The sequence below is a fragment of the Centipeda felix genome (genome assembly GCF_900186465.1).
GTDB lineage: Bacteria > Bacillota > Negativicutes > Selenomonadales > Selenomonadaceae > Centipeda > Centipeda felix.
Genome location: NZ_LT891959.1, coordinates 277823 through 301139, shown reverse-complemented (window position 1 = coordinate 301139; position 23317 = coordinate 277823). Strand labels below are relative to the sequence as shown.

Below are 23317 nucleotides of genomic sequence, written 5' to 3'. Positions count from 1 at the left end.
TTCTACAGAAATGAGGATAATCTATGTTGTCTCGACGGAAACAAAGACGGCTTGTGTTGGGCGTTATGGGTATGCTGTTGTCTGGTGCGCTGCATCATCCGATGATTGCCGCAGCAAGAGGTACCGCAACGGATACTGGCGGGGAAGAAGAACAGGCATCTGCCATGGTTCAGATGGAGCCGACATCATCGAGTCCTCCGTTGAAATATAGCACTTCTGATATCACCGTCGAGGCGAAGCGTCCCACATGGGAAGATATTCTCTCCCCCGGCACCGTGACCATTATACGCCCGGAGGAGTTCAAGGGCGAACAAAAGACACTGCCTGACTTTCTCAAGATGGTTCCCGGCGTGCATGTACGCGAGGTGCAGGGCAAGGGGCAGTATACGACGGTCACCGTACGCGGCTCGACGGCAGCACAGGTCGGCGTATTCGTCGACGGCGTGCTGACGAACCTCGGCGGCGATGCGGCGGTCGATATCTCGACGATCCCCGTCAGCAATATCGAGCGCATCGAGGTCTACCGCGGCTACATCCCGGCTCGCTTTGCGGGCACCTTCATCGGCGGCATCATCAACGTCGTGACGAAGAAACCGACGGGCGCACATGGATCCGCCGAGATTGGACCGAGCTCCTTCGGCGGGAAAAAAGCCTCCGTTGAGATCACAGCCCCCCTAGGTGCCGGCAGCCTGCTTTTTGGCTACAATCACGAATCGCGTGATGGTGACTTCCCCTACCGCAGCTATGCGGCGGAGCAGTTCTATACAAACACCGACATTGGACGACAGATCGTTGCGACACGGACAGAACTCCAAGGCTACCTCGCTATGACACCGGCAGGGAAAGCCGCGTTTGATATCGCACATGGCGCCGGAGCATGGCAGCAGAATGTAGATGATTGCATCCAGTGGCTGGAGGACAATGGGGGGCGGTTGGTCACTGCTGCGGATGATCCGCACCGCCGGCGGCAATACAATGACTACAGCAATTCGGATCTGCTTGTCAAATGGCAGAATGACGATTGGATGATCAAGGGAACATACAAGACTGTCGATCGCCATCTGCCCGACAGTCTCTGGGTCGACTACCGAAGCTATTTTGATATGATTACACCTGGGCACCTCGTTGATGAATACGATCTCTATAAATATGACAAGCGGCATCAAAAAATCAGTGCAAAGGAGCTGCTCGTACAGCGCCGTTATATGGGGAAGAACTATGAATGGGGCTGGATGGTCGACTACCTCACCCAGAGCAAGGACTACCGCGCCGAGAATATTCACGACGGTCTGCGCTATATGATTAAGATTCCCATGCGGGAGTGGAGCCGCTATCGCTCGAAGAAATACAATGTACAGGTGGATGGCACCTATCAGCTCAGCAAGAACAATATGCTCGACTTCCAAATGAATTACTCTCACGAGCGCATGAATATTGACGGCGATGGGCTTAATGAGGTCATCGATGACGTGCAGGCGGGTATCGGCAATCTCTGGGCACAGATGCGCAACCAGTTCGATCAAAATATCTTTAACTTGCAGCTGCAGGATACAATTACGCTTGACAAGAAGCGTTCATGGCAGCTGACGCCTGCCATCCGCTACAATCGTTCACAGATTATAGGATACAGTCAGTTCGGTCGATTCAATCCACTCAAAACATATCGCTGGGTTCACCCGGAGGACAGTCAGGTGGATTCCAAGGTGACATGGCAGCTCGCATTAAAAAAAGAATTCAACAACCACTTTACGATGCGTATGACGGGCGGCACCTACTTCCGCCTGCTCAATATGTACGAAATCGCAGGTGACGGCGCAGGAATCATGCCGGCTCCAATGGATTACAAGGGGAGCGGCGCGAAATTTCCACAGCCCGAGTATGGCAAGCAGTTTGATCTCAGTGCCATTTGGGACGGCAAGTTCCTTGGGGCAGATAATCGAACGACGCTCACATATTTCTGGCGCGATACACAGCGCATGCTCTACCTCTACCGTGCAGGACTCAACTACAGCTCGTACTTCAACGATATGCGCGGGAAGGCGCACGGCATTGAGCTGCAGACGAATTTCCACTGGAAGAAATTCGATCTCGACCTCGAAGGCACGTACCTCAATATAGCGGCGCAGCGCAGGGACTCCTCCCCGGGCGTCCATTATGATTGGTTCGAGGTGCGTCCAACCTATCAACCGAAGTGGGAAGGCAATCTCCGACTGACCTATCGCCCGACGGAGAAGTGGCTCTTCTTCGGTGAGGGGCACTATGTTTCGCAGTACTACACGCACTATGCCATCCCGCAGGTCAGGGATCCTGTGGAAAAGGAACTTGCCGGCAGGCCGAGAGCGGCGTTGAAAACAATCAACTTGGGATTCAAGTGGTCGCCGCGCAAGGATATGACGCTGTCGATTGGCTGCAATGACGTGTTCGATGCAGCGTCGAAGCTAAAGGTGCACAGCGTGCAGCGTTACTTAAGCGAACCCAGTTGGGTAAATATCGAGTATCCGCTGCAGGGACGCACTTACTATATGAGCTTCCGCTATGAGTTCTAAAGAATCACCGATAAAAGGAGGAGCATTATGAAATCGCATTTTGGTAAAGTGCAGCGTATGCGGCTTTCTGTTCTCATTATGGGCGGACTGCTCTGTGCTTCGACTGCAAGTGCGGCAAACCTCGTCTCGACCGTCCCATCGGACTACGGAAACAGCGAGATGGGGACCGTGACTGGTTCCCGAGTGACGACGCAGGTGGATGCCGATCCCCAGGTCGGCGTGCTGAAAAACCTCAACCGCGATCCCGCATCCTTTGGCTTCCATCAGAAAGGCAAGAGTATGGTCTTGCTGCGTCAATACACCTATAGCACGACGGAACTGGAAGGGACGAAGCTCATCGATCCAAATTCTGCTGGTGCGGCGGCGAGCGTGGCGAGCGGAAAGACGGCAGATGTACCGAATATGCATGCGGCGGCAGGCAGCGATGAATATATTTATATGACCGGCTATGATCTCGGGCAGATCGGTGTCGTGCGCCAAAACGGCAAGCGATTGATGGAAAACAAAAGAGCTGTTGTCAACCTCAAGAATGACATCAAGCAGTACTGCGGCTACAACTTCACCGAGACGTTCAAAAACCTCGACGAAGATTCAAAGGGCGAGAAAGGCAAAACCTACACGGGTGACCCTGCAAAAGCACAGGTGCACGGTGAGGCGCTGCTCGTCGAGGGGCGCAGGCTCTATGTGGCGGCGTCCGTCAATCCGCTTGGGGGCTATGATCCCTACGATGACGGCTTCCTGATGCAGTACGACATCCAGGACGACGGCACCCTGAAGTTCGGCAGCTATACGCGCATCAGCCGCAACATCGATCAGGGCAGACTCAATAAGTTCAACGACCATATCCTCATTTCCTGCATCGGCGGCTATCAGCACTATAACGGGACGGGCAATACCCACTATACGGCGCTCAACATCGCCAAGATCGATCAGAATACGGGGCGCATCCTGGGCACGGAGCAGCGCCGCGCTTCTATTCCAGAGCATGTCAAGGGAACCGGCGAGGATATGCGCGATCTGAAGATCCTGCCGAACGGCACTGCCTACGTCATGACGTACAATCTCAGCCCAAGCGGCAGCCAGATCAATGCGCATGTCTACCAGACGACCATGTCCAATCTGATGTCGGAACATCCCGACGATTGGACGGAGATTGCCGTTGCGCACGAACAAGAGGGATGGTTCGGCAAGCTCAACGCCGAATACTATACGAAGCGTCTCTGGCTGGAGCTTGGCGATACTCTGCAGGCCTATACGGACGGCGATGATGCGGCGAAACATATATGGCAGGCGAAGGATTTCTCCGAGAACAAGGCATTCAGCCGCTTCAACAAGATCACGATGATCGAGCCGGACTGGGTCTACGGCACGACGGCATCCGTCGTCATGACGCTGCCGCCGGAACTGGGCGGAACGACGACCGCAGCGACACGCAATGAGAATGCCGTCTGGAAAGACAATGCCGTATACACCGATACGGTCACGACGCGGCAGAGCTGGGACGGTGATACCGTTGTCAGCATCGGGCAGGATAAGCTCGGCGACAAGTCGACGAATGTGCTTGCGGCGATTTCTGCAGCCGGAGGTAAGCGCCTTAATATCAGCGCAAAGAAAAACCTCCTGCAGCTGCAGGTGGAAAACACGGTGGGAAATCCGACGGGAATCTATGCCAGGGGAACGGATCTCACGGTAAGTGCGGCAAAGGGCATCAATATCCTCACGCGAGGGCTTGACGGCGGCAATACCCTGACAAATGCCGTTCAGCTTGATGCGATGAAAAACAAGGCGGCGCAGCTTACCATCAACGGACCGCTCAGTATCTCGATGACAGGCGGCCTTGGCGGCAACGGCGTCGCGATCCAAAAGAGTGACCGTTTTGGAGAAAAATCTTATGAAGCGGGCACCGCATCGGGGATCCGCATCAACGGCAATCTGAAGATCGCAGGTGAACAGACGGATCAGTGGGGTATTCCGCTCAATCGTGAGAATGTATTCTCGCGCTTCAACAATGCAGGCATTCTTACGCAGGTCGAAAAGAGCAATGTGACCGTAAACGGCGATGTGGATATGACCGTCTACGGCAACGGCGTGACGACGAATGCGAAGGACAGCAGCGTACGCATCGCAGGCGGCGGCTCCATCCAAGTGCCTGCCGCTATGAAGTACAGCTACTATGCGCTTGCTGCCTATCAGGGCGCGATTTCCATGAATATGGGCGATGACGGGACGAAACTCGGCAACGGCAAAAAAATAAATGGAATTGCTGATGTAAAGCTCGACGGCGACCTATTTGTGCTGCCCAAGGGCAGACTCGACGTCGCCCTCATGACAGACAAGTCCTACCTGCACGGCCTTGTGGATAACGGCGGTACGGCGAATCTCTATCTGCAGAACGGTGCAGCATGGCTGAATGAGGGGCGCAATGCGCGCTACTATCAGGACAACGAAGACATCGGCGCGGGCGCGCTCACTGATGTCGCAGGAAAGAAGATCTATGTCGGCAGAAGCCGTGTCACCAATTTCTATGGCGGGACGACAGAGGCCACACGCGGCATCATCTACCAAAAGGATTCGGATGCAATGACGCTTGATAATTACAGCGGCCATACAGCAGCTGTTTATCGGCATGATGAAGCAACACCAACAGCCTTTAAGGGAGGTGATATTGTCATCGGCAAGGCTGTGGGAACTGAGAATGTTTTCACACTCTTTACCGACGCAAACGGGGTGACAGCAGCCAATCAAGACACCGTATTGAATGCGCTTGCCAATAAGCTGACGTACAAGAATTTCGCCGACGGGAAACTCAAAGGCAAACTCGCGATCGGTGAGGGACTGACGGCCTCCTCCATCAATAAAAACATTACCTTTGCGACGGAACGCGGCAGCTACGTCAGTGGAGGTCCTACACCTCCGCCGCCAAGCACGGAACAGACAAAGACGGAGTTCACCTCGCAGCTTACACAGAAGGAAGTTGCCGAGTACAAGGCGGCCAATGTCGAGCCGTCGCCCGGCAATTACAAGTTCACGAAGGACACGACGATTCGCAGAAGCTCCTATGACGGCATCATCGCAGCAGCAACCTATCCAAAACAGCTGCTCTATGTCGATGCAAGGGAGCATAAGCTGACCTTGATCGGCGACGGCAGCAACTTTATCCTCGGTGTGGACAACAACAGCAAGGATGGCATAAAGATCACGGCGGATACGCTGAAGATTGATGTAAAGAGCAGCGACGGTCGTGCTTTTGGCATACGCAATAATCAGGACGGCTCTGTCATCACAATCAAGGGTGATCTCGATATCAAGGCGCAGAGCAACCAGACTGCGCAGGGGCTCGTTACGAGTCGAGGCGCAGCGATTGAAACGGATGGGCTGCATGTAGAGCTGAACAAGGATTCGGTGGGCGGCGCTTGGGCCATCAGCAACAGCAATGGCACGGTTACGGTCAACAGCGACGGCAGCCATGAGGTGGTCATCAACGGCAATGTCCAGACGGGTGAGGAAGGAAACACCAATATCTCGCTGACGACAGGGCAGTCCGCCCTGAACGGCGTCATCCAAAAGGTGGCGCCGAGCGACGGCGAGGATGAAGAAGAGGATGAAGCATTCAGTCTCCCGGTCATTCTTCAGCAAAACGGCGCAGCAAAAGGCAATGTGCTGACCCTGCAGAACGGTGCAGTTTGGGCGAATGGGGACTACAACACGCAGAAGAGTGCACTCACTGCAGCGAAATTCACAGGGAGTTGGCTGCGTTTCCTCAAGGGCGGCGATGATGCTGCTCATGCGGGCGTGATCTTCCAGAGAGACAGCAAGGATATCATGGTCGACAACTACAGCGGCAATACGCGTGTATTCTATGCGCATGACGCTGCAGCGCCGACGACGATCATCGGCGCTGCGCTGAAGATTGGCAAGGCGTCTGAGGGCAGCAGCATTACGCTGACGACGGACAACAGCGGTTTGAATACGGAGGCAGCATCGGGCGCCGATAAGAAGCTGGTGGATAATACACTCAATGCGCTCGCCAACAAGCTCTGGTACACGGCCTATACGATGGGCGAAAGAAATCTCTCCGGCAAGGCGGAGATCGCTGAAGGACTAACCACTTCTGCTGCCAGCAAGCGCATTGAGAATATCACATTCGATATGGCGAGCGGACAAGGCAGCTATACATCGGTCCCGCCAACTCCTCCGCCTCCGCCGAGCGGGGAGCAGACGAAGACGGAGTTCACTGAGCAGCTCACGCAGAAGGAAGTTGCCGAGTACAAGGATGCCAATGTTGAACCTAGTCCGGGAAACTATAAGTTCACGAAGGATACGACCATATCCAAGACATCTTATGCCGGAGCCATTTCCAACACGGGATTTCCCAAAAATCCGCTGACGATTGATGCTGGCGGACATGTGCTGACGGTCAAGGGAGAAGGAAATAACGGACTTGTCACGGGGATTAAAAACAGTGGGGAAAAGGGCATTGCGATTGCTGCAGATACGGTAAAGATCAATGTCAAGAGTGGCACGGGAAAGGCATATGGTGTTTGGAATGCTAAGAACGGCTCAACAATCAAAATAACAGGGAATTTGGATATATCTGCCACGAGCGGTGATGCGGCAAAGGGACTTTCCGTGAGTAAGGATGCTGCAATCGAGACGGACGGTCTGGATGTCACACTGAACAAAGCCTCTTTGGATGGTTGGTCTATCGACAACAATGGGACCATTAAGGTAAACAAGGGAGGCACGCATAAAGTAATCTTGCGTGGAAATATTCATTCAGGAGCCAATGGCAGTACAGATCTGTCACTGACTACAGCGGAGTCCGCTTTGAACGGTGTTGTTCATAAGGAGGGTGAGGCAGCAAATGGAGTGAGCCTCTTATTGACGAACGGTGCCGTGTGGAACAATCAAGATTGGAATCAGTCCTCTGCTGTTCTCGAAAAGATCTCTTTTGCCGGCAGCCATCTCGCCTCTTTGAAAGGCGGCAGCAATGCCAGCAATGCGGGGGTGATCTTCCAGAAGAACGATAAGGACATCTCGATCGACAACTACAGCGGCTATACGCGGGTATTCTACGCGCATGAGGCGGCAACGCCGACGACGATGAAGGGCGGCGACTTCCGCATCAAGAACGCAGCGGCAGACAGCGCCATCACGCTGACGACGGACAGCACGGGCCTCAATACGGAGTCGACGAAAGCGGCGGACAAGAACCTTGTCAGCGCGACGCTCAATGCACTCGCCAACAAGCTCTGGTACACGGCCTATACGACGCACGAACGCAATCTCACAGGTAAAGCGGAGATCGCCGAAGGCCTGACAACATCGGCGGCCAGCAAACGCATCGAAGATATTACGTTCGATGGAACGACGGGGCAGGGCAGTTATGTCTATACGCCGCAGTCCGAGGTGACGACCGATCCGATTAAGGAATCGGAGACGCTGACCTATGACCGCCAGGCACTTGCTGCACAGCCAAATACCAAGGGAAACCGCGTCGTCTCGGCGCTCTATACAGAAAACAGTGCCTATGACAAGCAGCATCCGATGGTCGTCGATATGAACGGGCACAGCCTGCGCATTGAGGCAAACAGTAAGAACCAGATTGCCAGTGCGATCTACGGCGGCAACAACAAGAGCATTCGGATTGTGAACAGTGGTGAGAAAAAGGCGCTGACCATTAAGGCGTCGAATACGGATACACGTGCGGCGAACGGCATCCAGACGGATGCGAATGCCCATATCTATATTCAAGGACCTGTTACGATCGAAGACGTTCATGCGAAGGGATACAATGCGACGGCTATTCAGACCTCCGGTACCATCGGCTCTCCGAGCGATGTTACGATTGACGGTGATCTCACCGTGCAGTCCGTGCGTGCTGACCGCGTGGATACGAAAAATAAGGGCGCAGATGACGGACGCAATCTGGCTGCACTCCAAACAACGGCCGATGAGTCCAAGATTACAGTCAAGAGCAATGTCGATATTCAGAATATCAAGGGCAGTGTGCTGAAGACCGTCGGCGCAGACAGCGTGATCGATGTCGGCGGCGGTACGATGTCGGCTGCCGAGGACGTCGATCAAACGAAGCAGTATCGTGCCGTACATGTCCAAAAGGGCACGGTGAACATCAATACGCCAGAGGGCATCAGCGGCAGCAGACAGACAAACATCACAGGCGATATGTATGTTACGCGTGAGTATGGAAAGAAGACAGTCGAATACACCGGTGGACAACTTGTCGATTTTGACTCGAATGGTGTACTGAATGTTTCTTTGACAACGGCAGATTCTTCGTGGATGGGCGCCGCGACGTATGACGTCAATCGGGCGGATTTCCAGAAGGGCGGCTTCACGGCACACGATGTGGGGCAGTTCAATTTGACCTTGCAAAATGGTGCCCACTGGACGAATGAACGAAAATCCGGTGTTACAAACAAGTGGCTGGGCAGTCATCTTGCCTCGTTTACGGGCGGCAGTGACGCCTCCCATGCGGGTGTGATCTTCCAGAAGAACGCCAATGACATCACGATCGACAACTACAGTGGTTATGCGCGCGTATTCTACGAGCACGATGCCGCGACGCCGACGGTGATGACGGGCGGCGACTTCCGCATCAAAAACGCAGCGGGCGGCAGCGTCATCACCCTGACGACGGACAATGCGGGACTCAATACGGAATCCGCACAGGCAGCCGACAGGAATCTCGTGAGCGCAGCGCTCGACGCTCTGGCAAAGAAGCTCTACTACACCGCATATACGAGCGGTCAGCGCAGCCTCTCAGGCAAGGTGGAAATTGCCGAAGGTCTGACTACATCGTCTGTAAGCAAACGCCTTGAGAACATCACGTTCGACACGGCGAGCGGCCAGGGCAGCTATGTCTATACCCCCGCTGTGGAGCCGCCGGACGCTCAGACACAGACGGAGTTCACCACCGCCATCACAGGCGATGAGGTGCATGATGCTCCGTATGTGAATACCGGTGTCCGCAAGGCCGACGGCAGGTATATCTTCACGAAAGACTCCACCATTACGACCGGCAAGGATCTGATTTCGGCCGGCGCGTGGATGAGCAATATCAGCGCGGCGATATCCAGTGCCAATAATGGAAAGACACTCGATATCGATCTGAGCGGAAAGAACCTCGCCGTCAATACAAAGACGGATGTCAGCACGACTGGCATCTCGTCCATTGGGAAGAACTCGAAAGTCAATATCAAGAATGCCGGAGCCATCTCTATTGATGCAGAGAGCACGGCAGGCGGACAGACTGCGGCGCTCTTTGTCAACGGCGGCGGCGCGATCCACATTCAGAACGGCGGCAGCAACCTTGAGGATAAGGTGCTGAAGGTGCGTTCCAACGGAACCGCAAAGACGAACGTTGCCGTCATCAAGTCGATGAACGGCGTGAACGGTGTCGAGTCGAACATCACGATCGATGGTCTTGTCGATGTGCTGGCAGACGGAAATGATGCGGCAAACGGCAAGGGCGCAAATGAAGCGGTGAGTGCTGTCGCCTCGAAGATTGACATCGGCGGCGGTTCCATCCGTGCCATCAATGGTGCATGGGCAGCGATCCGCGCCTATGGCGAATTTGTCACGCAGAACTACGGTACCGTCAACTTCAACGTCACGAAGGGAGCGGACGGTCTCGCGAACGGTGCCGGTACGAACCGCGCCGTTGTCGAGGGCGATATCGTCACGAACGGCGGCATGGGCACGAAAGGCCGCGTGAGCGTTGGTCTTGCGACCGCGGATTCACACTGGATCGGCAACTATGCCGATACGCGCGGCTACGGCGTGACGCCGGGCCAGCTCGGTGCAGTCAACCTCTTTATGAAGAACGGTGCCTATTGGAAGGGATTCTCCAACGGCTCCATGAAGGTGGAGATGAGCGGTGCGGGCACGAACTGGACAGGCTTCAATATTGGAGACAATTTGCAGCTTAAACTTTCCGACGGTGCGATCTGGCACAACGCCATCACGCCGGAGCAGAAAGACCAGGACAACAACGCCGCAATCAGCAAAGTTAAGTATTTCACGGGCGAAGGCGGCTTCATCGACATGACGGGAACGAACCGTTTCCTCGCGTCGAGTCAAAGCCTCAGCGGCGCCCCCGTAAAGACGGGTTCTTCCTCCATTGAGGAGAAGGGACTTGGCGAAACGGGCGATCTCATGATCGATGAGTTCAACGGTTCGACGACGATGCTCTATCGCCATGACGCAGCGACGCCGACGACGATCTACGGCGGAAAGGTCACGATCGGGAAAGCGGCGGCAGGCAGTCTCGTCAAGATGGTGACAGACAATGTCGGCCTCAATACGGAATCCACAAAGGCAGCAGACAAGAATCTCGTGAGCGCAGCGCTCAACGCACTCGCGAACAAGCTCTACTATACGGCCTATACGACGGGAGAGAGGAATCTCACGGGTAAGGCTGAGATCGCTGAGGGCCTCACGACATCGTCTGCAAGCAAGCGTATCGAGAACATCACATTCGATGCGGCGAGCGGCCAGGGCGGCTACGTCTACACGCCGGCAACAGAACCGAACCCGAATCCCAACCCGAACCCCAATCCAAACCCGAATCCGAATCCCAATCCAAACCCGAATCCGAATCCCAATCCAAACCCGAATCCGAACCCGAACCCCAATCCGAATCCCAATCCAAATACGCAGATCGAATACGGTGACTATGAGACAAAGCTCATGAGCGGCGTCAAATCCGCGATGACCGCATCCGCGATGGCTTGGCGGGCTGAGGCGAACGACCTCATGAAGCGTATGGGCGACCTCCGCCTCTCTCCGCAGGATACCGGCATCTGGGCACGTGCCTACCGCGGCAAGGCCACCAGCAACAAGGACAACGCCAACTTCCGCATGAACTACTCCACCATTCAGGTCGGCTATGACAAGAAGGTTGGAAATGACTGGCGCGTTGGTATTGCAGGAAGCTACATGAAGGGCTCCTCCACCTACGCAGCCGGCAGCGGCAAGAACAAAGAGGGCAACCTCGGCATCTACGGCACATGGACGGGCAAATCCGGACAGTATGTCGATCTCATCGCAAAGGTCGGCCGCCTGAACAACGAGTACACCGTCTACAACGACTTCGGCCACTATGTGAAGGGTGATTACAGCACATGGGGCGGTTCGCTTTCGGCAGAGTACGGCAAGCGCATCGCGATGAAGGGAGGAACCTTCATTGAGCCGCAGGTTGAGCTGATTTACAGCCATCTGAACGGTGTAAGCTATACCGGCAGCACAGACTACATCGGCATGAACATGTATGTGCACCAGAAGCCGTTTGACAGCTTCATTGGGCGTCTCGGCCTTGGCTTTGGCAAGGAGACCGAGCGCAGCACGTACTATGCGAGAGTCTCGCTCTACCACGAGTTTGCAGGCGACCTGCATACGGACTACTCGGACGGCTTTACACCGAAGAGCACGATGCAGAACGGCAGCGATACGTGGGTCGGCGTACAGCTCGGCGGCACGGTGAAACTCAACGACCGCACGAACCTGTACGGCAACTTCGAGAAGACCTTCGGCGGCGACATCAAAACCGCATGGCGTATGGATGCCGGTATGCGCTGGAGCTTCTAGGGAATTGCTGATAAGATGAAGTTTGTCGGGGCAGCGTAGATTGATAAAAAAGCGCAGGAAAGTTTTTCTGCGCTTTTTTTGTGCGTGTACAGGAAAAAAGGATATTTCGATTGGTGAATTTATATCGATGGCGGTGGCTTGCGCAGGGGATATCATATAAAAAATGCTGCACGCAGTGAAACACCATCATGCAGCAGAGCGACTATTCTATTTGTTCTTTCTAGGGAATTGCTGATAAAATGAAGTCCGTCAGATCGGCGGTGCTGAATGATCAGCACTTCTCCAGCATGGCGAGCAGTTCATCCTTCGTGATGAGCCCGACGGACTCATCGACGGGTTCTCCGTTCTTGAAGAAGATGAGGATCGGCATGCTCATCACGCCGTATCGCTCGGCAATGTCCTGTGCATCATCCACATTGATCTTGCAGAACTTGACATCGCTGCGTGCGGTGGAGGCTTCCTCCAGCACGGGAATGAGCATACGGCACGGCATACAGTATGTCGCCCAAAAATCGACGACGACCATACGCTTTTCCGCTAGGACTTCGGAGGAAAATGTTTCTCTTGTTAATTCAATGACAGCCACAGCCTGAATCTCCTTTGCCGTAGTATGGGATGTACGGAGAACGCCACATCAATGATGACGAATTTTCGTTTATCCGCATTTTTATGAACGCTGTCTATTATCATAAAAAAAAACAAGAGATTTTTCAATAGGTATAGGAAAAAAGTCATTGAAACTTTTTTCCTAATAAAATGAGCTCTTCCTAGCGTCCGTCGGTTGCATGTGCCGGAGAAAAAGTATATAATAATAGAAATGGAAGTTTAATTTATTTGCCATAGAGTGATGGAGAAGAGGGGAACGGAAGATGGCAGGGAAGAAAAGAGCACCGCTGAGCCCGATACTCAGGCAGAACAAGCGGATCTTTGATTTGATGAAAAACACGACCTCCGACTATGCCTTCATGATGGATCCGGCTGCCGATGTGTTTCTTGCTTCACCCACGTTTGTCCGTGATTATGCGCTGCCATCGGAGACGCTGACTCATGTCGCCGACGTGCTGCATCCCTTGATCTGCGTACAGGATCGCCGCGCCTTTGATGCGATATTTTCCTCGCTGATGGACGTGACGGAGGGGCGGGAACGGCAGCTGGACTTTCGTATTACGAATGCGAAGGGCGATCTCACATGGCTGCGCCTGAAGGGGAAGATCGGACTGTCCGAGGATGGACATCCGAATCTCTTCGTTGGGACGATCAGCCAGCTTGCACGCCGTAATGCAGCAGACTCGGTGACGGGACTGCTGAACCGCTATCAGTTCACTGAGGATCTTGGCGAGGCACTGCGCGCAGCACGTGAGACGGGGAAGGGCGGCGGTCTCCTCGTCATGGGCATCGATAATTTCCGCACGGTGAACGAGGCGTTTAACCATGAGATCGGTGACGTGATTCTGCGGGAGATTTCGGAGTGTATCCTGCAGAATGTGCCGCGGCGTCTTTCACTCTATCGCCTGGATGGTGATGAGTTCGGACTCATCTATCCGGAGGCAGATGAGGAGATGCTGCGGGAGTTTTTCATCCGCGTTCAGCGTGAGTTCGCGCACCCGCAGGTATATGACGGACGGCAGTATCTTGTCACCATGTCGGCGGGCATGGTGTTCTATCCACAGGCGGCGCGTGATCCTCTTGTTCTGCATAAATACGCGCAGGCGGCACTGGATACGGCGAAAGCCGGCGGAAAGAACCGACTGAATGCGTTCTCAAAGGAGGTCTATAACCGCTGGCTGCGGTCGCTGACGATTCAGGAGCAAATTCTTGAGGATGTCAAGGCTGGCTGCCGCAATTTCGAGCTTTACTTCCAGCCGCAGGTCGCAGGCGACGACCAGCATATTGTCGGTGCGGAGACGCTGCTCCGCTGGAAGAACGAAAAGGGGCACATGGTCGCGCCCATGGAATTCATCCGCATCCTTGAGGAGACTAAGACCATTGTGCCCGTCGGGCGATGGATCTTTGAGCAGGCACTGCGCGTCTGCAAGGAGTGGCGGAAGAAGATTCCGAACTTCTGCATGAGTGTTAACATGAGCTATGAGCAGATCAAGGATCTCTCGTTCCTTAAGTTTGTCGAGGACTGCCTGCATCGGCATGATATGCCGCCGGATGCCGTCGTCCTCGAACTGACGGAGAGCAAGATCGTCAGCGATCTGAAATTTGTCAATGCGCAGTTCGATGCATTTCGGCTGCATGGCATCAAAATTGCCATGGATGATTTCGGTACGGGGTATTCTTCGCTGTCCTCACTCAAGAATCTGAACTGTGATATCATCAAGATCGACCGTGCGTTTGTCATGCGGATTCTGGACAATCATTTCGATCAGAAGCTCGTCGAGTATACGGTGGAGCTCTGCCACAGCATCGGCAAGACCACCTGCATCGAGGGGGTAGAGAGTCAGGACGAGTACGACTGCCTCGTCAAGATCTGCAAGACCGATACGATTCAGGGCTATCTCTTTGGACGCCCTGAACCGCAGGATGTATTTGAACAAAAGTTTTTGGGGATGTAATGGGAAGAGAAAAAGCAGAGGAGGGGCTGACCTCACTCGGCGCGCAGCGGACGGACTACGGATATGACTATGCGCCTGAGGCATTGGAGACCTTTCAAAATCAGCATACGGATCATGACTACTGGGTACGCTTCAACTGCCCCGAGTTTACGACACTCTGTCCGATCACGGGGCAGCCGGACTACGGAACGATCTATATTTCCTATATGCCGGCGGAGCGCATGGTCGAGAGCAAATCACTGAAGCTCTATCTGGTGAGCTTTCGCAACCACGGCGACTTTCACGAGGATGTTGTCAATGTCATCATGCGTGATTTGATCCGCCTGATGGCACCGAAGTACATCGAAGTACAGGGAAAATTCCTGCCGCGCGGCGGTATCTCGATCGACCCCTATGCAAACTACGGCATCCCGGGGACGAGGTATGAGGCACTGGCGTGGGAGCGCCTCGCACAGCACGACCGTGTACCAGAACGGGTGGACAACCGTTGACGGCACGGCAAAAACGGATCGCTCTCATCAATGACATCACGGGTTTTGGCCGCTGCTCAGTGGCAGTCCAGCTCCCGCTGATCTCTGCGATGCGCGTGCAGGCGTGTCCGCTCCCAACGGCGATTCTTTCCGTACATACGGGCTTTCCGAACCACTATCTCGACGATTACACGGCGCGTATGCGCCCGTACATGGAGAACTGGGCGGAGAACGATCTCGATTTCGATGCGATCCTCACGGGCTTTCTCGGCTCGGAGGAGCAGATCGAGGTCGTGCTCGATGCGGTGCATACGTTTAAGGGCAAGGACACGCTGGTCATTGTCGATCCCGTGATGGGAGATCATGGAAAGCTCTACTCCTCGTATACGCCCGCACTCTGTGCGAAGATGCGTCAGCTTATGCCGTACGCAGACGTCGTGACGCCGAACCTCACGGAGGCGTGTCAGCTCCTCGATCTGCCGTATCCGCCGGGCGGCGCAGTGACCGATGCAGCGCTGTCTCACATGGCATACCAGCTCGCAGCGATGGGGCCGCGTGCTGTTGTCATTACCGGCCTTCACGCGGGTGACTGCGTGCGCACGTACCTCTATGAGGATGGAGAGAGCCGCTGCTACGACCATGTGAAGATCGGGCGTGACCGTTCCGGTTCGGGTGATGTGTTTGCGGCGATTGTCGCGGCGTCCCTCGTGCGCGGTGTCCCACTTGCGGACGGGGTGAAATGTGCCGCCGACTTCATCGGGCACTGTCTTGCTTATGCGGAGGAGCTGGGGCTGCCGTGGAATTACGGGCTGCCCTTTGAGGAATTTATGGGTGAGTTGACCAAACTGTAAGGCTGTGCAACAAAAAAGCTGCCGTAAGGGCAGCTTTTCTCATTTCTGTGTATGATTAGGAGCATATTATGATTGTCTACGCGACCCATGCGGGCGGACGTTATTTGCCGATGGAGGAGAGTCTGCGCGAGCAGCCTGAGGGCAAGCGTGCCATTTATGTCAATATCACGAATTCCTGTAACTGTGACTGCGTTTTCTGTCTGCGCAGCATGAAGGAGATGGCAAAGGAATCCTCGCTCTGGATTGATCATGATCCAACACTTGCTGAAATCACGGAACAGCTCGACCGCCTGCCGTGGGAATACATTTCCGAAGTCGTGTGCTGCGGCTTCGGCGAGCCCCTGATGCGCCTTGACACGGTGCTCGGTGTCCTGCGCCATGTCAAGACGCATCATCCGCAGGTGCCGACGCGCGTCAATACGAACGGACTGGGCGAGCTGGAGCATGGCACCGTCTTTGCGCAGCGCTTTGCAGGGCTGCTCGACACCATCTCCATCAGTCTCAATGCATCGAATGCCGAGCGTTATCTTGCGCTCACGCGCTCGAAGTTCGGCATCGGTTCCTATGAGGCGATGCTCACCTTTGCCGAGCACTGCAAGCCCTACATTCCCCATGTTGTTCTCACCGTCGTGGAGAAGGTGGAGAACGAAGAGGAGATCGCCCGCTGCCGCAGGATCTGTGCGGAGCGCGGGCTGACCCTGCGCGTACGCACGTACGAGGACAGCTAAGGACTCACTGCTTTCAGATCACCGTCATTCCCTAAGCCATTACAGCGTCAGCTTCGCTCCATAGAGCGGCGTTTGCCGATCCATCGCGCCGAGGAGGCGCGGCACGGGGAGTACGCGCAGTAGGATGAAGCAGATCACCGCCTCGGGGACGAGGTAGGTCGCGTTGAACACGAGGGAATACAGATAGGGCGACATTCCCTCCGGTGCGTACGAGCCGAAGAACACAGCGCCAGAGATAAAATGGCAGGCGAAGCGCGCCGCAAAGGCGAGTGCAGCCCCCGCAAAGATGCGCCCCGGCACGGCAGCGGCAATCGCGAGTGCCATATAGGGCAGCGGGTAGTCGAAGAGTACCTGCAGGGGGTGCAGGATAAATGCATCCTGCATGAGGTTGATCATGCCGTAGAGGAAGCCCGCGAGGCAGCCGATGCCCGCTCCGTACCGATAGGTGAGAAAGAGGAGGGGAATCATCCCGCCGATGGTGATGCTCCCGCCCTGCGGCATGTGAAAGATGCGCAGCTGATGCAGCACGATCGTGAGCGCGAGCATCAGTGCAACATTGATGAGCATGTGGGTCGTGAAGTGAATGCGCCGCATCTGCAGATAGCCTAGAATCAGGATGAGTACGGCGAGCAGCGCAAAGAGACTGGTCGGCTGCGCGATCAGATCGGCAGTACTTTTCATGAGTGTATCCATGGAGACCTCCTGTGGGGATACAATTTGTGTGGGGGACATCGGTGTCCGGTACTTCGTATAGAATACTATAAAAACGATGTTTGTTCAAATTGAAAATGTGCTCTTTGCAGACATTCCCTTCATCTTATCCGCATGTCCATAGATTTTTTGGCGTGAATATGGTAAACTGAGAATTGTTGTTTGAATCGTATTGTGTCGTGACGACGTGCACATACAGGAGGACGTTATGGACGAAAAGATCAGAGAACTCAAGGCGCGTGCCCGAGCTGCGATTGCAGAGACGGCGGGCTCGCTGAGTGAGCTTAACGATATACGTGTCAAGATTCTGGGGAAAAAGGGAGAGCTGACGACCCTCATGCGCAGCATGGGCGCAGTTGCGCAGGAGGAACGCCCGCGCATCGGCAAGATCGTCAACGAGGCGCGTGCCGAGCTCGAGGCGCTCCTCGCGAAGAAGTCCGAGGAACTTGCCCAGCGTGAACTGGCGGCCAAGATCGACGCCGAGCAGATCGACGTCACGCTGCCCGGCCGCACGATGAAAATCGGACATCTGCACCCGCTCACAATCACGCTGAACCGCATTAAGAAGATCTTTCTGCAGATGGGCTTTACGGTAGAGGAAGGCCCTGAGATCGAGACGGACTACTACAACTTTGAGGCGCTCAACCTGCCGAAGGATCACCCCGCGCGCGATATGCAGGACTCCTTCTACATCACGGAGGATATTCTGCTGCGCTCTCAGACCTCGCCCGTGCAGGCACGTACGATGCAGAAGAACGAGCCGAATGCTCCGATCCGCATGATCGCGCCCGGGCGCGTCTATCGCCGCGACTCCTACGATGCGACGCACTCGCCGATGTTCACACAGGTGGAGGGGCTCGTCATCGACAAGGACATCTCCTTTGCCGATCTCAAGGGAACGCTTGAGCTGTGCCTGCATGAGCTCTTCGACGTCGACGCCAAGGTGCGTTTTCGCCCGAGTTTCTTCCCGTTCACCGAGCCGTCCACCGAGGTCGATATATCCTGCTCCGCCTGCCATGGTGCGGGCTGCCGCGTGTGCAAGGGCACGGGCTGGCTCGAAATCCTCGGCGCGGGCATGGTGCATCCGAACGTCCTGCGCATGAGCGGCTACGATCCCGATGCAGTGTCGGGCTTCGCATTCGGCATGGGCGTGGAGCGCATCGCAATGCTCGCGTACGGCGTGGATGATCTGCGTCTGTTCTACGACAACGACGTGCGTTTCTTACATCAATTCTAAGGAGGCGGGACTATGCAGGTTTCCATCAAATGGCTGAAGGACTATGTGGAGATAGATGAGCCGGTGGAGAAGGTTGCCGATCGCCTGACGATGGCAGGCGTGCCTGTCGAGCGTATTGTGCGTGCCGACGAGGGGCTTGAAAAGGTCATCACCGGGCGTATCGAGAAGATCACACCGCATCCGGACTCCGATCATCTGCTCGTCTGTCAGCTGAACATGGGCAGTGCGGAGCTGACGCAGATCGTGACGGGCGCATCCAATGTGCGCGAGGGACATATCGTTCCGGTCGCCACGGTCGGGGCAGTGCTCCCCGGCGGCAAGAAGATCTCGAAGGGCAAGCTGCGCGGGATTCCCTCGAACGGCATGATGTGCTCGGCGGGAGAGCTTGCCATTGATACCGAGGGGCTGCCCGACGAGCAGGTGAACGGCATTTACATTCTGCCGCCCGATACACCCATCGGTGTGCCGGCGGCGCAGGTACTCGGCCTCGACGATGTGATCCTCGAGTTCGAGCTGACGGCAAACCGCGCCGACTGCTTCAGTGTCATCGGGATTGCGCGGGAGGTCGCCGCGCTGACGGGCAAATCGCTTCGTATGCCGACGATTAAGGTGAAGGAGACGGCGGGCGTGCGCGCTGCGGATCTTGTCTCCATTCACATCGACGATGAGGAGCTGTGCCGCCGTTTCTCCGCGCGTGTTCTGCGCGATGTGAAGGTCGCTCCTACGCCCGCATGGATGGTGGATCGTCTGCGCGGTGCGGGCATCCGCTCGATCAACAATGTTGTCGATGTGACGAACTTCGTTATGCTGGAGCTGGGACAGCCCCTCCACGCATACGACTATGACCGTATCGCAGGACATACGCTGACGGCGCGGCATGCTCGTGCAGGGGAGCAGCTTCATACGCTGGATGATTCCAACCGCATCGCCGTCGGAGATGAGCTCGTCATTGCCGACAGCGAGAAGCCCGCAGGGCTTGCCGGCATCATGGGCGGGCTCGATTCCGAGGTGACGGACAAAACGACGACGGTCGTCCTTGAGGCGGCCTCCTTCCATGGGCCGACCATCCGCCGCACGGCGCGGCGCATCGGCCTCCGCTCCGAGGCATCGGGACGGTTTGAGCGCGGTGTGGATGAGACGGAGACCATTCGTGCTGTGACGCGTGCCGCACAGCTCCTCACGGAGATGGATGCCTGCACCGTGGCAGAGGGGGCGATTGACGTCAATCCAACGCCGCGCGTCCCGACGGTACTCACGTTTCGTGCACGCACCGTCGCGGAGCGCATCGGTGCGAACATCCCGGGCGAGTGGATGGCGTCGGCACTGCGCTCTCTCGGCTTTATCGTCGAGGAGGAGGGGATTGAGACCTATCGCGTCGTCGTTCCCTCATGGCGCGGCGACGTGACGCTGATGGAGGACATTTCGGAGGAGGTTGCGCGGCTCTACGGCTTTGACAACATCGCATCGAAGATGCCGTCGGGGGCAGTCCTGCAGGGATCGGTCAGTGAGATGCAGGCGTTTGTCGATACCATGCGTGAAACACTTGCCTCCCTCGGCATGACGGAGGAGCTTTCGTTCAGCTTTACGAGCACAGCGGCACTCGACAAGCTCTGCGTGCCCGAGGACAGCGTCCTCCGCCGTGCGATTCCCATCATGAATCCACTCATGGAGGAGTATCCGCTCGTCCGCACGACCCTTCTGACGAGCATTCTTGAGAATGCGGCGCGCAATGTCGCCCGTCGGAACCTCGATCTTCGGTTATTTGACATTGCGCCTGTTTTCTTCCCGAGGGCATTGCCTGTCACGGAACTCGTCGAGGAAAAGCGCAAGGTGGCAGGACTCCTAACAGGGCGGCGCAATCCTATCGCATGGGATACGGATAATGCGATGGTCGATTTCTACGATGCAAAGGGCGTACTGGAGCGCTTCCTCTCTGCCATCGGCGTACAAAAATACACGGTGGAGCGTGGCGAGCACTTTGCGATGCACCCCGGCAAGACGGCATTTTTCAAAAAGGGACGCGACGTGATCGCCATTCTCGGTGAGATTCATCCGACGGTCGCCGCGAACTTTGGCATCGGACAGAGTGTCTACGTCTTCGAGATGGATGCTGAGACACTGCTGCGCTACCGCAAGAAAAAGGCTGCCATTAAGCCCCTGCCGAAGTACCCCGCATCGACGCGTGACCTCGCAATCCTCGTGGATGCTGGCCTTACGACGGCGGAGATCGAGCGCGTCATTGCGAAGAAGGGCGGCAGTTACTTCCGTGGTGCGACCCTCTTTGATGTCTACGAGGGCAAACAGGTGGGCAAGGGAAAGAAGAGCATGGCGTTCCACCTGCATTTCCAGTCCGATGACAAGACCCTGACCGATGAGGAAGTGGATGCGGCATTCGCCGCAATCCTGCAGGCAGCGGAGGAGCAGCTTCACGCACAGCTTCGCGGATAAAAGGCGGTGAGAGCCATGGCAGAGGAAAAACAGACGACACAGCGCGTTGTCGTCGAGATGTTTGGGCAGAGCTACCAGCTCAAGACCGATGAACCAGATCGCCTCAAGCGTCTGGCGGCAGAGAGTGACCGCCGCATCAAGGAGATGTCGAAGAAGGTGCGCAGCTTCGATGTGCAGCGCATCGCAGTGCTCTCCGTGCTCCAGCTGATGGATGAATATGATCAGCTGCGGCGCGACTATGATGAGCTCGTACAGCTCCTTGAGGAAAAGTAAAAAAGAAGCTATGATGCACACACATCATAGCTTCTTTTTTTTACTGAATGTTAAATCGTACGTTCGTATCTACGGTTACCGTTTTGCCGGTGGGATTGGGATAGCTGCCGACCGCATACGCTGCGGCGACAGCCGCCTCATCCAGAACGCTGTGTCCGGAGGGGGAGGAGACGGAGACACTTGTGATTGCTCCCGAGGCGCTGATCGTTGTGGTGATCGTCGTCGTTCCCTCCAGGTGGCGCTTGAGTGCCATATAGGGGTACTCCTTATTCGCATCGACCGCGGCACGGAATCCTGCCACATCAAATGGTGCGGTGCCTGTACCGGGGGCCGTACTGTCCCCTGATCCCTGACTTGCCCCCGCTCCGGCACCGGCACCTTTTCCATCACCCGTGCTGTCGCCGCTGCCGTTTCCTAATCCCGAACCTGTGCCGCTTTCTCCGCCGCCGCTGGTGCCTGAGACAGAGCCGCTTGGGGAGGATGATGGTGCCGCGGAGGAATCTGTCGCTGATGCAGCAGGTGATGCCGCATCCGGTATGGTCACTGCATCCGGGGATGGGACGGCAGCTGTGGACGGCGTTATGGGCACCGGCATCTGCTGTACCGTCTCGACGCGCTTTGCGACCTCCTCCGCCTTCAGCGGTTCCGGGAAAAGACTTTCGGCACTGCCGCCGCCCTCATGCCCGCTGCCCTGACTGAAATCCGATGCCTGCAGATCGATCTCATAGACCTGCTGCTCCTGCTTTGCAACGACGGCAGCAAGTCCGACGGCGAGCAGGAGAAAGATGACGACGTGAATGGCGGCAGAAACGATATATGCTTTTCTCCATGAGAGATGTTGCTCCATCGATCTATCCCTTCTGCTCTGCTGCGATCGAGAGCCGTTTGACCCCCGCTCCTTTGAGCATGTCCATCACGGCGACGACCTGACCGTGTGCCGTGCGCTTGTCTGCCTGCAGGACGACCGCCGCATTCGGGTTCTCCTCCATGTGACGTTTCATGATTGCCGCGGACTCCGTGATGCTCACAGGATTGTTGTCAATCGTGATATGCCCCTGCTCGTCGATCGTCATAATGATCGGGAGCTGTGCCGGAGCAGTCGCGGTCTGCGCCTGCGGCAGCTGAACGGCGAGCGCCTTCTGCGCGACCGTCTGCAGGCTGTTCATCATGAAGAAAACAAGCAGGAAGAAGATGATGTCGATCATCGGGATAATCATGAACTCCGGCTTTTTCTTCATGCGGTGATTGCTAAAATTCATTACGCATCCCAGCTTTCTTTCTTTGCCGTGACAATCGTCGCGCACAGACGCTCCGTATCCGTCACAATCGTGTCGAGCTGATGGCTGAAATAGGTGTAGACGCAGAACGCGATGATCGCCACGCAAAGACCGGTTGCTGTCGCGACCAGTGCCTCCCCGACACCGCCCGTAATGGCAGCTGCGCCGCCGCCCGCATCGAGCACGCTGAACGTCTGGATCATACCCGTGACCGTGCCCAAGAGACCGAGCAGCGGCGCAATCGTGACAATCGCGCTCAGATAGTCGAGATAGCGGCGGAAGTTGATCGCCTCCATCGACATACGGTCGGAGAACGAGCCCTTCATCGACGTCTCCGTGGATGCGTTCTCCATACCGCTCTCGATGATGCGGGCAATCGCGGAGGGGAACTCCTTGCAGAGTTTGCCGACCGTGTCAAAGTCCTTCTGCACAGCGGCATGATAGACTCCGTGGAAGAACACACGCGAACCCTTGCGGTTGATGCGGTAGTAGTAGAACCGCTCCACCGCAATCGCGAGCGTGATGAGCGAGAGAATCAGAAGGGGATACATGACGAATCCGCCGCTGTGAAAGAGGTGAACTGCGCTTTCAAAACCTGACATAAGT

14 protein-coding genes are annotated in these 23317 nt (G+C 55.8%); 9 read left to right on the top strand and 5 right to left on the bottom strand.

Annotated elements, in window-relative coordinates; genetic code table 11:
- Positions 1-65: 65 nt before the first annotated feature.
- Positions 66-2546 (top strand): TonB-dependent receptor, encoded by a 2481-nt coding sequence (locus C1713_RS08795; protein ID WP_245871077.1) that lies wholly within the window; start codon positions 66-68, stop codon positions 2544-2546.
- A gap of 27 nt (positions 2547-2573) precedes the next feature.
- Positions 2574-12155 carry an autotransporter outer membrane beta-barrel domain-containing protein gene (locus C1713_RS08790; protein ID WP_102493675.1) on the top strand — a complete coding sequence of 3194 codons (9582 nt, stop codon included), beginning with the start codon at positions 2574-2576 and terminating at the stop codon, positions 12153-12155.
- A gap of 271 nt (positions 12156-12426) precedes the next feature.
- On the opposite strand, the gene trxA is transcribed toward C1713_RS08790, so the two are convergent.
- Positions 12427-12741, bottom strand: a complete 315-nt coding sequence (gene trxA, locus C1713_RS08785; protein ID WP_102493674.1) for a thioredoxin — start codon at positions 12739-12741, stop codon at positions 12427-12429.
- Positions 12742-13024: 283 nt separating this feature from the next.
- On the opposite strand from trxA, the gene C1713_RS08780 reads away from it, so the two are divergent.
- From C1713_RS08780 to C1713_RS08765, 4 genes are all read left to right on the top strand, one after another.
- A complete protein-coding gene (locus tag C1713_RS08780) occupies positions 13025-14716 on the top strand; it encodes a sensor domain-containing protein (RefSeq protein WP_102493673.1) in 1692 nt (563 codons plus the stop codon).
- On the top strand, positions 14716-15207 hold the full coding sequence (gene queF / locus C1713_RS08775; RefSeq protein WP_102493672.1) for a preQ(1) synthase: 492 nt from the start codon (positions 14716-14718) through the stop codon (positions 15205-15207). The genes C1713_RS08780 and queF overlap by 1 nt, the downstream gene beginning before the upstream one ends.
- On the top strand, positions 15204-16037 hold the full coding sequence (locus C1713_RS08770; RefSeq protein ID WP_102493671.1) for a pyridoxamine kinase: 834 nt from the start codon (positions 15204-15206) through the stop codon (positions 16035-16037). The genes queF and C1713_RS08770 overlap by 4 nt, the downstream gene beginning before the upstream one ends.
- A gap of 68 nt (positions 16038-16105) precedes the next feature.
- A complete protein-coding gene (locus C1713_RS08765; protein WP_102493670.1) occupies positions 16106-16765 on the top strand; it encodes a TatD family nuclease-associated radical SAM protein in 660 nt (219 codons plus the stop codon).
- 39 nt (positions 16766-16804) lie between these two features.
- Here C1713_RS08765 and thiT read toward each other — a convergent pair whose 3' ends face one another.
- Positions 16805-17458, bottom strand: coding sequence for an energy-coupled thiamine transporter ThiT (gene thiT, locus C1713_RS08760; RefSeq protein WP_102493669.1), 654 nt, complete (start codon positions 17456-17458; stop codon positions 16805-16807).
- 226 nt (positions 17459-17684) lie between these two features.
- Between thiT and pheS the strand changes: the two genes are divergently transcribed.
- The 3 genes from pheS to C1713_RS08745 are packed head-to-tail and all read left to right on the top strand — an operon-like array spanning position 17685 to position 21434.
- On the top strand, positions 17685-18713 hold the full coding sequence (gene pheS, locus C1713_RS08755) for a phenylalanine--tRNA ligase subunit alpha (RefSeq protein ID WP_102493668.1): 1029 nt from the start codon (positions 17685-17687) through the stop codon (positions 18711-18713).
- 12 nt (positions 18714-18725) lie between these two features.
- A complete protein-coding gene (gene pheT / locus C1713_RS08750; protein WP_102493667.1) occupies positions 18726-21161 on the top strand; it encodes a phenylalanine--tRNA ligase subunit beta in 2436 nt (811 codons plus the stop codon).
- 15 nt (positions 21162-21176) lie between these two features.
- Positions 21177-21434 (top strand): cell division protein ZapA, encoded by a 258-nt coding sequence (locus C1713_RS08745; protein WP_102493666.1) that lies wholly within the window; start codon positions 21177-21179, stop codon positions 21432-21434.
- 40 nt (positions 21435-21474) lie between these two features.
- Here the strand turns inward: C1713_RS08745 and C1713_RS08740 are convergent, their stop codons facing one another.
- Genes C1713_RS08740 through C1713_RS08730 form a run of 3 tightly spaced genes read right to left on the bottom strand, consistent with a single transcriptional unit; the run spans position 21475 to position 23313 of the window.
- On the bottom strand, positions 21475-22281 hold the full coding sequence (locus C1713_RS08740) for a TonB family protein (protein WP_009442605.1): 807 nt from the start codon (positions 22279-22281) through the stop codon (positions 21475-21477).
- 4 nt (positions 22282-22285) lie between these two features.
- Entirely contained in the window at positions 22286-22693 is a 408-nt protein-coding gene (locus C1713_RS08735; RefSeq protein ID WP_102493665.1) for an ExbD/TolR family protein, read from the bottom strand.
- Positions 22693-23313, bottom strand: a complete 621-nt coding sequence (locus tag C1713_RS08730) for a MotA/TolQ/ExbB proton channel family protein (RefSeq protein WP_102493664.1) — start codon at positions 23311-23313, stop codon at positions 22693-22695. Before C1713_RS08730 ends, C1713_RS08735 begins: the two co-directional genes overlap by 1 nt.
- Positions 23314-23317 lie beyond the last annotated feature (4 nt).

Excerpts from the sequence above, each read along its gene's own strand:
- C1713_RS08795 (WP_245871077.1), top strand. The coding sequence starts at position 66 with ATGGGTATGCTGTTGTCTGGTGCGCTGCATCATCCGATGATTGCCGCA.
- C1713_RS08790 (WP_102493675.1), top strand. The coding sequence starts at position 2,574 with ATGAAATCGCATTTTGGTAAAGTGCAGCGTATGCGGCTTTCTGTTCTC.
- C1713_RS08780 (WP_102493673.1), top strand. The coding sequence starts at position 13,025 with ATGGCAGGGAAGAAAAGAGCACCGCTGAGCCCGATACTCAGGCAGAAC.
- queF (WP_102493672.1), top strand. The coding sequence starts at position 14,716 with ATGGGAAGAGAAAAAGCAGAGGAGGGGCTGACCTCACTCGGCGCGCAG.
- C1713_RS08765 (WP_102493670.1), top strand. The coding sequence starts at position 16,106 with ATGATTGTCTACGCGACCCATGCGGGCGGACGTTATTTGCCGATGGAG.
- thiT (WP_102493669.1), bottom strand. The coding sequence starts at position 17,458 with ATGGATACACTCATGAAAAGTACTGCCGATCTGATCGCGCAGCCGACC.
- pheS (WP_102493668.1), top strand. The coding sequence starts at position 17,685 with ATGGACGAAAAGATCAGAGAACTCAAGGCGCGTGCCCGAGCTGCGATT.
- pheT (WP_102493667.1), top strand. The coding sequence starts at position 18,726 with ATGCAGGTTTCCATCAAATGGCTGAAGGACTATGTGGAGATAGATGAG.
- C1713_RS08745 (WP_102493666.1), top strand. The coding sequence starts at position 21,177 with ATGGCAGAGGAAAAACAGACGACACAGCGCGTTGTCGTCGAGATGTTT.
- C1713_RS08740 (WP_009442605.1), bottom strand. The coding sequence starts at position 22,281 with ATGGAGCAACATCTCTCATGGAGAAAAGCATATATCGTTTCTGCCGCC.
- C1713_RS08735 (WP_102493665.1), bottom strand. The coding sequence starts at position 22,693 with ATGAATTTTAGCAATCACCGCATGAAGAAAAAGCCGGAGTTCATGATT.
- C1713_RS08730 (WP_102493664.1), bottom strand. The coding sequence starts at position 23,313 with ATGTCAGGTTTTGAAAGCGCAGTTCACCTCTTTCACAGCGGCGGATTC.